The organism is Halapricum sp. CBA1109, from assembly GCF_009741825.1.
In the GTDB taxonomy this organism is placed as follows: Archaea; Halobacteriota; Halobacteria; order Halobacteriales; family Haloarculaceae; genus Halapricum.
This window is the reverse complement of sequence record NZ_WPCA01000015.1, coordinates 21,735-32,333: the sequence shown is the minus strand read 5'-3', so window position 1 is coordinate 32,333 and position 10,599 is coordinate 21,735. Positions and strand designations below refer to the sequence as shown.

General features: G+C 64.8%; 11 protein-coding genes. 7 read left to right on the top strand and 4 right to left on the bottom strand.

Annotation, left to right across the window (positions count from 1 at the left end; genetic code table 11):
• From GJ629_RS03215 to GJ629_RS03190, 6 genes are all read left to right on the top strand, one after another.
• A partial coding sequence (locus tag GJ629_RS03215) for a glycosyltransferase (protein WP_157511722.1) occupies positions 1–606 on the top strand: 606 nt, incomplete at its 5' end.
• A 203-nt stretch (positions 607–809) separates the two neighbouring features.
• Complete coding sequence (locus tag GJ629_RS03210; protein WP_157511721.1) at positions 810–1,607, top strand: hypothetical protein; 798 nt, start codon at positions 810–812, stop codon at positions 1,605–1,607.
• Positions 1,608–1,868: 261 nt separating this feature from the next.
• Positions 1,869–2,735, top strand: coding sequence for a RimK family alpha-L-glutamate ligase (locus GJ629_RS03205; RefSeq protein WP_157511720.1), 867 nt, complete (start codon positions 1,869–1,871; stop codon positions 2,733–2,735).
• Between the two features lie 157 nt (positions 2,736–2,892).
• Complete coding sequence (locus GJ629_RS03200) at positions 2,893–4,077, top strand: poly-gamma-glutamate biosynthesis protein PgsC/CapC (RefSeq protein ID WP_157511719.1); 1,185 nt, start codon at positions 2,893–2,895, stop codon at positions 4,075–4,077.
• Entirely contained in the window at positions 4,074–5,255 is a 1,182-nt protein-coding gene (locus GJ629_RS03195) for a Mur ligase family protein (RefSeq protein WP_157511718.1), read from the top strand. Before GJ629_RS03200 ends, GJ629_RS03195 begins: the two co-directional genes overlap by 4 nt.
• Before the next feature lie 44 nt (positions 5,256–5,299).
• Entirely contained in the window at positions 5,300–5,773 is a 474-nt protein-coding gene (locus GJ629_RS03190; protein ID WP_157511717.1) for a cupin domain-containing protein, read from the top strand.
• Positions 5,774–5,780: 7 nt separating this feature from the next.
• Here the strand turns inward: GJ629_RS03190 and GJ629_RS03185 are convergent, their stop codons facing one another.
• The 4 genes from GJ629_RS03185 to GJ629_RS03170 form a co-directional block, all read right to left on the bottom strand.
• Entirely contained in the window at positions 5,781–6,539 is a 759-nt protein-coding gene (locus tag GJ629_RS03185; RefSeq protein ID WP_157511716.1) for a response regulator, read from the bottom strand.
• Between the two features lie 108 nt (positions 6,540–6,647).
• Positions 6,648–8,168, bottom strand: coding sequence for a 2,3-bisphosphoglycerate-independent phosphoglycerate mutase (gene gpmI / locus GJ629_RS03180; protein WP_157511715.1), 1,521 nt, complete (start codon positions 8,166–8,168; stop codon positions 6,648–6,650).
• Positions 8,150–9,607, bottom strand: coding sequence for an amidase (locus tag GJ629_RS03175; RefSeq protein ID WP_157511714.1), 1,458 nt, complete (start codon positions 9,605–9,607; stop codon positions 8,150–8,152). Before GJ629_RS03175 ends, gpmI begins: the two co-directional genes overlap by 19 nt.
• Complete coding sequence (locus tag GJ629_RS03170; RefSeq protein ID WP_157511713.1) at positions 9,607–9,969, bottom strand: hypothetical protein; 363 nt, start codon at positions 9,967–9,969, stop codon at positions 9,607–9,609. The genes GJ629_RS03175 and GJ629_RS03170 overlap by 1 nt, the downstream gene beginning before the upstream one ends.
• Positions 9,970–10,200: 231 nt before the next feature.
• On the opposite strand from GJ629_RS03170, the gene GJ629_RS03165 reads away from it, so the two are divergent.
• Positions 10,201–10,590: a hypothetical protein gene (locus tag GJ629_RS03165; protein WP_157511712.1), complete on the top strand. Its 390-nt coding sequence runs from the start codon at positions 10,201–10,203 to the stop codon at positions 10,588–10,590.
• The last annotated feature ends 9 nt before the right edge of the window (positions 10,591–10,599 follow it).

The following is a 10,599-nucleotide window of genomic DNA, read 5'->3' as shown; positions in this document are numbered from 1 at the left end:
GTCGTCCCGAACGGCGTCGACACCGATATCTTCCGGCCCGTCGACACCGAGGAGTTCCGCGAAAAGTACGACCTCGGCGAGGGCCCGCTGGTCGGCTACACCGGCCGCCACGGCTTCGAGAAGTGCCTCACGGACATCCTCGACGCCACCGCCGGAATGGACGCGACGGTCGTCTTCGGCGGCGACGGCCCCGCCCGCGAGGAACTGGAGGCCCGCGCCGAGCGCCGTGACCGGGACGTTCGATTCCTGGGCTTTCTCGACCGCGAGGAGTTGCCCGCCTTCTACTCGGTGCTCGACGTCTTTGCCTTCCCCAGCCCCGTCGAAACTCAAGGACTGGTCGCGCTGGAGGCCAACAGTTGTGGGACGCCGGTCGTCGGCGTCGACAGCGGCGCGCTCTCGGACACCATCGACGACGGCGTGACGGGCTATCACTATCCCCGCGGCGATATCGACGCCTTCCGCCGGTTGCTCGAACGGGCGCTGGACGAACGGGAGCGACTCAGCGAGAACTGCCTCGACACGCGGGACACCAACAGCGTCGAACACGCCGTCGACCGCCTCTGTTCGGTGTACGCGCAGGTCCTGCCGACGGCGACGCCGGTCTGATACTGTCTGCTGTGCCAAGCTGCTGGAGTGTGAGAGAGCTGTTACCGTCGGTCTCGAAAGGATGCAAACGGGTAGAGAATATACTAGACTGGATATGATTACAAGAGCAGGTCAAGATACAGAGGATATACCTTGTATGGATGAAAAGCACTTCTTCGGAGTTCATCAAGAATTATAGGGCTACTGGATGAGTCCGATAAGATATGCAACGAGACAGAATCGTGATGACGGTTGCTGTGATCGGTGCCGCAGTTTTTCTCCTCCTCGCTCTGGTTTTTCTCTATAGCCTGTCCCCGTACGCGGATACCTCGAACAATCTCCAGCTATTGAGTATTGGGCTCAGTTTCGTCACCTCCGTACTTCTGATCGGGGTCTACGGCGTGCTGGCGGTTAGGCAAGGCAGCCAGAATGAACTCCAGAAAGGACAACAGAGGTTAATGGAGGCCAGCCACGAACCGATATTGCAAGTTCTTGATATTGATTCCTACGGTCAGTTCCTGTGGCCGAAGATGCGGAATATCGGAAACGGGCCGATGAGGGATATGGGTATCAGGCTACACTTCTACGTTGAAGATCAGAATATCACTGTTGACTCGGAAGGCGATAGTTTGACGCATTCTGCGGATTCAGACGCTGTGGATGTTCCTGCCGGAGAAGCAGCTGAAATCGGAAGCTTATCTCCGGGACAGGTAGGTAAACTTGCAGCAGCGATCCGTACACCTCGGCTGGACGGGGAGGGTGAAAGCCGACTCGGCTACCTAATGAATGATCTTGACGACAGGGACATTAAGGAGGTCGTGTACCAGATCGAGATTTACTATGATCATTTGATGAGAACAAAAAATACTGGACGCCACTTCCTCAAGCTACGAAAAGTGGAAGTACAACGCCACCTTGGTGTAGATTCAATAATCCGACACGGAGAGGAATACACGAAACCAGAACTTTTCGACGTCGCACCCAACCTCAGAGGTCCGGGAACTTACTACGACGATACCTGATCTACCGAAGTGTGCTTTATTCGACTACATTTGTCAATCGAATAAATATTACTGATCCGAAGAATCTGTGCAAGATTCGCGCCCTGTATCTTGCACGCAAGTCCGGACAAGACTTGCACAGGAAGTCCATTCGAAGCTTCCTATGATACGCAAAACTGACGAGATTCCCCATTCAGCGATAGCGAATATCCGTACGAACCGGCCGACACCCTGGGTCGCCGCCAAGCGGTGTGTTTTCCTGTCGGCGCCCGAAGGCAGGATATGCTCACCCTCGCGATCACCACGCAGGCCGAGACGTTCGAGCGGATGGGTGACCCCCTCGCCGAGCGCGGTATCGACGCCGTCGCGGTCCAACCGGAGGAGCGGACGCTCTCGCTGACCGGCGGCGACCCCCTTCCCGACGCCGACGTGGGCTTTGTCTACCCCTCGCGGATTATGGAGGGCGGCGTCGTCGACGCGATGCTCGACGTACCGTGGGTCAACGACCGCGAGGCGATTCTCCGCTCGCGGAACAAGGCCGACGTGCTCACGCGCCTTTCCGCAGCGGGCGTGCCCGTCCCGGAGACGACGATGGTCTCGAACCCCGTCGACGACGAGGCCGTCGCCGCCGCGGCCGAGCGCTTCGACCCCCCGATAGTGGTCAAGCCGAACTCGACGACCCGCGGGACCGGCGTGACGAAGGTGTCCGATCTGGACTCGCTGTTGGGCGTCACCGACTACCTCGACCTCGTGCAGGACTACCGGGCGACCGGCGACCGGTCGTACCTCCTTCAGGAGTACCTCCCCGACGCGCGGGACTACCGCGTGATGGTCCTCGACGGGGAGTACGTCGGCGCGGTCGAGCGTCGCCTCCCGGCCGACGCCCGCGCCCGGGGCCAGTGGAAGCACAACGTCCACCGCGGGGCCGAGGCGTCGGCCGTCGACCTCGCCCCCGAGTTGCGGGAACTGGCCGAACGGGCCGCCGCGGTGCTGGACATCGACTACCTCGGCGTCGACCTGCTGGTGACCGAGGAGCGTGCGCTCGTCGGCGAGACCAACGCCCGGCCGACCATCGACAGCGCCGAGAAGTACGAGGACGGGTTCTGGGACGATTTGGCGGGGCTGATTCGGGCGCGGGCGGGAGAGTGAACTACTAGCGGCGCGGGCACACCCGGGGGAGTCGAAAGTGCCAGCGAGCCGAGGATACCTAACGTTGTTTGGGTGTTTCTTAACCCCCCGGTGGTCTGATGGACAACAAGACGATGTGGACAGGGTGTGGTCGGACAGCGGGGTGGGCCGTGCGGATATGCTGATCGTCACGGCGATGTTGCTGGTCGGGCTACTCGTGGGTATCGCCGGGACGCAGGTCGGGAACCTCAGGCTGGGTGGTGTCGTGGTGGTCCCGCTGATATCGGTGTACCTCCTGCGGAGCTTCGGGACCTTCCCGGTGTTCGTGTTGAGCACGGCGGCCGCGTACGTCTCGCTGTACGTGATCAAGCGGCGGCTGTTGCTGTACGGGCGGCCGCTGTTCGTGACGAGCGTGCTGATCGGTGCGCTCATCCCGGTGTTGGTGTTCGAGGTGCTCGCGGTTGCCGTCGGCCTCTCCGGACAGCTCTCGGCGGTGGAGTTCTTCGGGAGCGTCCTGCCCGGTATCGCGGCGTACAACTACCACCGGATGGACAGCGAGCGCCGAATACTCGATATGGTCTGGAGTCTGACCGTCGTGCTGTTTCTCACCGTGGTCGGGATCGGTCTCGTGATAGTCGTCGGGCTGACGCCGCTCGCCGACGTGCTCCCGCCCGTGTTGCTGGGGCCGCAGTCGGATATCGCGGCCGGGTTCGGGGTGACCGTCGACAGGCCGCCGGTACCGACCGTGGCGTCGAGCGTCGTGACCGTCGCCGTGTTCGCGTTCGGGATGGCGCTGTCGGAACTGCTCAGGAGTCGGTACGGGCTCCGAATCGCTGGGGTCGTCGTCGTCCCGCTGGTCGTGCTGGCGGCCGTCCGCAACCAGTGGATGCTCCCCCTGTGGTGTCTCACCGCGGGAGCTGCCTACGTCGGCATCAGGGTCACCCACTGGTGGACGCTGCTGTACGGTCGGGTGTTGCTCTCGCTCGGCGTGAATTTGGGTCTGCTCACGGCGGTGTCGCTGACGACGGTCATCCCCGTCAGAACCGGCCTGCTCCCCTTCTTCGTCGGGATACTCGGGGGCGTAACGGGGTACAACTACCACGTCGTACCGCCGGCCGAGCGGCGCGCGACGGTACTCGTGACGGGCACCGTGTTCATCCTCGTTGCGGCCGTCGTGAGAAGCATCGTCACGCCGCCGGCGACGGGGCTGCTGTCGACCGTTCGGGAGTGGCACTACGCCCTCGGCGTCGTGCTGGCCGTGCCGGGGCTGTGGGAGCTGGTACGTCTGGAGCGGATTCGCCCCGGCGGATCGGACGAGCGCGGGCCGGCATCGTCACCGGGACAGGACGGCGAGACGGTATGAAGCTGCCCGACACTGAAGCCGCCAGACGCGTCTTCGGGGAGTTGGCGGCGAGCGTCTCGAACGCTCTGGGAGCGGGGGTGGCCCACCGCCGTCGCCTCGGTGATATCGACACGCGCATCGTCGTCTCCGGGGTCAGGGGGAAATCGACCGCGACGCGGTGGCTCCACGACGTCTTCGAGCGACGCGGCTACGACACGTACGCGAAGATAACCGGGAACCACCCGGTGTCGGTGTACAACGGCACCGAGCGAGCCGTCAAACGGGACGAACAGGTCCGCCTCTACGAGAACGAGCGGGAACTCCGAGGAGTCGAGAACGTCGACGTCGCCATCTTCGAGAACCAAGGGATCAGACAGTACACGACGCGGCTGGTGAACCAGTCGTTCGTCGACCCCCACGTGGTCTTTCTCACGAACGTCCGGGAGGACCACCTCGACACGATGGGGCGGGACAGACAACAGATCGCACGGTCGCTCGCCCGCGCCGTCCCCCGCGGGACGCCGGTCGTCAGCGGGGAGAGCGACGAGCGACTGCAGTCGTACCTCACCGCGGAACTGCGCCGCCGGGACGCGCCCGTCACGCACGTCGACCCGCCCGAGGCGGACGCGGACATCCCCGGCGTCGAGTTGGTCTACGGGCTGAGCGACATCCTCGACGTCCTCGACGAACCGCCGATACCAGCGTCGGAACTCGACCGGAAACTGGGGACGATGGTTCCGGAGTGGCGGGTCCTGCCGAACGGGTACGTCCACGACGCCGCGTCGGTCAACGACGTCCAGAGCACCGAACTCGTCCGGCGGGCGCTGGTCGGACCCGACGGTCCGCCGACCGTTCCGCTGGTCTTCCTGCGGGCCGACCGTCGGGGCCGCACGGCCTCGTTCGTCCGCTATCTCGGGCGACTCCTCGACAACGGGGCGGCGGAGTGCGTGTACGTCGTCGGCGGCGGGCGTCAGGCCTTCGCCGCGAACGTCGACGGTGACATCCGGCAGTACGATCACACCTCGACGGCACCAGCCGACGTGCTCGACGACGCACTGTCGGCCCGCGGGCGGGTCGTGGTGATGGGCAACACCGTCGACGACTTTATGCGCGAACTGGCGGACGTGATCCGATCACGGACCGTGGGGACCGAACGACCGCTCGGTATTCGGGTACCGGAACACGTCGACACGGTGTGACACGGCGCCGGTAGTTTTTGGCCGCTGTGACCCGATCCACCGCTATGGAACACGTCGACGGCGACGACGTCGAGTGGAGCGACTACGACACCGAGGCGGCGACCTTCCGGCGCAGGGAGTTGTCGGCGGCCGCGGGCGCCGAGATGCTCGGGACGAGCCTCTACGAACTGCCGGCCGGCGAGCGCTCGTGGCCCTACCACTACCACACCGCGAACGCCGAGGCGATGTACGTCCTCTCCGGCGAGGGACAGGTCCGGGGCCCGGACGGCGAGGTGACCGTCTCGGCCGGCGACTACTGTTACTTCCCCGCCGACGAGTCCGGCGGCCACCGTATCGTCAACGACAGCGACGACGCGTTGCGGTACCTGATGGTCTCGACGATGGTCGAACCGGACGTGACAATCTACCCCGAGAAGGAGACGTTCGGCGTCTACGTCGGCGCGCCGCCGGGCGGCCGCGGCGGGCGTGACTTCGAGGGCTACTACGACATCGACAGCACCGTCGACTACTGGGAGTGACCGGCGGTCACTCCTCGGTGTCGAGGGCGCGCTCGTCTATCTCCGAGACGGCGATGAGCATCCGGCCGTCCTCCAGTGCCGTCACGAGTTTCGACTCGGTGAACGTACTCCCGTCGGACCGGAGGCCCTCGCTCCGGCCCCGCCACTCGCCGCCGCTCTCGACCACCGGGAGGACGTGCGTGCGGATGTGTTCGACCTCGTCGTCGGGGTGGAGTTCGCTCCAGTGTTTCCCCGTGACGTCCTCGGGGTCGTAGCCGTACAGCGACGCGTAGAGGTCGTCGGCCTCGTCGAAGTACTCGTCCGCGCCGACGATGCCGACGCCGTCGAGTTGGGCCTCGACGTCCGCGTCGAACTGCCCGTCCGATTCGAGGGCGTGCTCGACGCGTCGGATGAGCATCGTGTACTGGTCGGAGCCGACTCCCTTCTGAAGGTAGTCGGTCAGTCCAGCGCCGATTATCTCCGAGGCCACCTCGTTCGTCTCCGCGCCCGAGAACAGCAAGACGGGGAGTTCCGGGTGGCACTCCCGGACTCGTTCGAGGAACTCGATACCGTCCATCTCCGGCATATTGTAGTCGCTGATCACGCAGTCGAACGTCTCCTCGTCCGCGTCGAGGCGTTCCAGCGCACGTGAGGCCGAGGTCTCTGTCGTGACCCGACAGTCCAGCCCGCTCTCCTCGCGTTCCATGTATAGCTGGACCAGATCACCCAGTGCTGGGTCGTCGTCGAGATGGAGGACGTGGATAGAGGCCGACGAATCGGAGGTCATCACTGGCCGTACGGTCAGTAGCAAAATAAGTGTAGCGCGGGACCCCTGTGGATCGTCGACGTACTCCAGAAGACCGCCGGGGAGACTGTTAGCGCCCGGAAGGTAGCGTCACTCCAGCAGCGTCTCGCCGGTCATCTCGGCGGGTTGCTCGACGCCGAGCAGCGACAGCATCGTCGGGGCGATGTCCGCCAGCGTCCCGCCCGAACGGACCGAGCGCCCGCCGTCGGTACCCTCGGGGTCGAGGTAGATGATCGGCACGTCGTTGAGCGTGTGGGCGGTGTGGGGGTCCTCGACGGTGCCCATATCGTCGGCGTTGCCGTGGTCGGCGGTGATCAGGAGGTGGCCGCCGGCGGCCTGAATCGCGTCGGCGAGTTTCCCCAGTTCGGCGTCGACGGCTTCGACGGCCTCGATGGCGGCGTCGAAGTCGCCGGTGTGGCCGACCATATCGGGGTTGGCGTAGTTGAGGACGAGGACGTTGGGGTCGTCGTTCTCGATGTGCTCGATAGCAGTATCGGTGACGCCTGCGGCCGACATCTCGGGTTGGTGGTCGTAGGTCGGCACGTCCGGGCTCTCGACGATTTCGCGGTGTTCGCCCTCGAAGGCCACCTCGCGGCCGCCGTTGAGGAAGTAGGTGACGTGGGGGTACTTCTCGGACTCGGCGAGGCGCAACTGGGTCAGCCCCGCCGCCGAGACGACTTCGCCGAGGGTGTTCTCGGGCTGATTCGGGGCGTAGGCCACCGGCACGTCGAACGTCTCGTCGTACTGGGTCATCGTGACGTAGTACGTCTCCGGCGGCGTGAGGTCGTACTCCCAGTCCTCCGGCCGGATGTCGTTGAGCATCCGGGTCAACTGCCGGGCCCGGTCCGACCGGAAGTTGAAGAATATCACGGCGTCGCCGTCTTCGAGGGTCGCGCCACCCTCGACGGTCGTCGGTTCGAGGAACTCGTCGGTCGTGTCGCGGGCGTAGGACTGCTCGGCGGCCTCGACGGCCGTCTCGGCGTGGTGGTCGCCCTCGCGGGAGACGATGGCGTCGTAGGCCCGCTTGGTCCGCTCCCAGTTCTGGTCGCGGTCCATCGCGTAGTACCGGCCCGTGACGGTGGCCACATCGCCGGTGCCGTGTTCGTCGATCACGTCCTGCAGTTCACCGAGATAGCCCGCGCCGCCCTTCGGCGAGGTGTCGCGGCCGTCCATGAACGCGTGGGTGACGGCCTCGACGCCGCGGTCGGCGGCCATCTCGATGAGCGCGTGGAGGTGGGTCTGTCGGGAGTGGACCCCGCCGTCGGAGACGAGGCCGAGGAAGTGGACGCTCCCGTCGTGGTCGTCGGCGTAGTCCATCGCCGCGACGAGTTCGTCGTTCTCGACGAAGCTTCCGTCCTCTATGTCGTCGGTGATGCGCGTGGTGTCCTGTTTGACGACCCGGCCCGCGCCGATGTTGAGGTGGCCGACTTCGGAGTTGCCCATCTGGCCCTCCGGGAGGCCGACGCGGCGACCCGACACCTCCAGTCGGTTGTGTGCGCCGGTGTCCCAGTAGCGGTCGAAGTTCGGTGTGTCAGCGGCGCGAACGGCGTCGCGGGTGTCTTCGTCGTCGTTTAGTCCCCAGCCGTCCAGAATTACGAGTCCGACGTCCATACCGGAAAGATTGACTCGGGAGCGTAATAGTTCTTCATATCCGGTGGCGAGCGGAGCGCCGACCGGCCGGCGGGACGGTTACAGCGCGCGGTCGAAGGTGTCCTCGCCGAAGGTGCCGAGCAGGTCCGAGTGGTCGATGTGGTCGTCCGCTCCTCGTACATCTTCCCGAGTTCGAACAGCTTCTGGTCGTCGAAGGCGCGGCCCGTGAAGACCAGCGACGTCGGGACGCCGTTGTCGTCGAAGCCGTTGGGGAGGGTGAGCCCGGGGAGGCCACAGAGGTTCGTCGTCCCGCTGATCGGTCGGCCGTTTGTGACGAGCGCGTCGTACGGTTCGAGTAGTTCGTCCATCTCCTCCTGAATCCGCTTGCGCACCCGTTGGGCGGTGACGTAGTCCTTCCCGAGGATGCTGTCGTAGGCGTAGCCGCCGATGCTCCCCTCGGGGTCGGTCAGGTCCTGGACCTCGCCCGAGGCGATGAGTTCGTTGAAGATAGAGCCGGCCTCCGCGGGGAAGATGGTCAGGGCCGCTTGTGCGGCGGGCAGGTCGGGCATCTCTATCTCGGTTATCTCCGCGAACTCAGAGAGGGTGTCCAGCGACGCCTGGAAGTGTTCGTCGTCGGGGTCGGCGTCGAAGACCGCCAGTTCCGGCGGGTCCGAGAGCGACACCTCCTCGATGAGTTCCATCCGCTCTGAGGTCGTGTGGTCCATCGGGTCCGGGCCGTAGATAGCCTCGAAGACGGCCTGTGAACCCTCCGCCGTGCGGCACATCGGACCTATCTTGTCCATCGTGTACGACAGCGCCATCACGCCGTACCGGCTGACGACGCCGTAGGTCGGCCGCAGGCCCGCGAGCCCGCAGTTTATCGACGGCGAGAAGATAGAGCCCCACGTCTCGGTCCCGATGGCGAACCCGACGAGACCGGCGGCGGGAGCCTGTCCGGAGCCGCTGGAGGAGCCGCCGCTCCACTCGTCCTCGTCGTTCGGCGCCCACGGGTTGTGTCCCTTCCCGGTGAACGTCATCGTCTCCGGGGAGTAGCCCATCCCGCCGGCCAACTCGACGTTGGCCAGTTTCGCCACCGGGACCGCCCCGGCCTCCAAGAGTTTCTCCGCGACCGTCGCGTCGTAGTCGAACTCCTGATCGCGGTAGGGGTTTGCCCCCCACGTCGTGTTGTACCCCTCGAAGGCGATGAGGTCCTTGAGGCCGAAGGGGATGCCGTGGAGCGGTCCCCGGTCGGTCCCGTTGGCGAGTTCCTCGTCGGCGCGTTCGGCGGCCTCGATAGCGCGGTCGTAGGTGATGGTCTGGACGGCGTTCAGCGTCGGCCCGATACGCATCAGTCGGTCGATGTACGCGAGCGTCAACTCGTAAGAAGTGAACTCGCCGTCCCGGAGTCGCTGTCCGAGTTCCGGGACCGACTCGAACAGCACCTCGTCGTCGGGAATCATCAGTACGACCCCCGGTAGGCGCGGAAGGTCATCGCCATATCGTCACCGTTGGCGAGGTCGAAGTCCCTGACCGACATCGCCACCTCCCGGTTGGACGCGACTTCCGCCTCCAGTTGTTCGATGTCCTCCTCGGTCAGCATATCCCCGTACTCGTCCTCGATCAACTGGAGGAGCGCCTCGGTCCCGACCGGCCGGTCGTCCTCGACTGAGACGTCCTCCGGGTCGTGTTCGTCGGCCGCTCCGGGCGTCCCGAACAGCCCCGCACCCCCCAGCGCCGCGAACATCCCGATTGCCGACCGACGGCTTAGTGGAACAGAAGATGTCTCCTCGCCTGTTTCTTGTTCGTCGTTTTCCTCGGCCATTTCTTTACTGATACTCGAACTAATGTGAGGTATCTCACTCATTCTGTCCAGTTTAGAAGCTGAATCGGAGACGTATAAGTTACGCGTGCATACGCTCAGAGGGGCCGCCGGAGAGTACAAGGAAATTTAGGACACACTGACGGTCGGTGTACTGTCCCGATAGACAGGAGCGTTCCCGCGCGATAGCGGGGCCCCGTCGGAGTTATGTGCGTGGGGAGTGTCGGCCGAGATATGGCGAACATCCTGCCCGATGCGTTGGCCGAGGAGCTTGTGACAGTCGCACGCACGGCCACCGGCGACAGTCTGCGGTCGGTGATCTACTTCAGCCGGTCGAACTTCGAGCAGTTGTATCTGCGGGAGGACCTAGAGCGTGACGCCGACCTCGACACGTTCGTCGGCCACGAGTGGCGCGGCTTCCGGGACACCAACAACGCCTACCAGAGCTCCGAGACGGAACTGGGCGAGTATCGCTTCACCGTCCGGGCGTTCGCGAACGGCTACCTCCTCCGAGTGGGGACCGAGCGCGTCGGCATCCTCCTCACGACCGACGACGTGAGCATGGGCGACTTCGAGGAGATAGCCGAGGCCGTCACGCGCCTGCTGGCCGACCACGAGAAGTAGGCCCGCGAG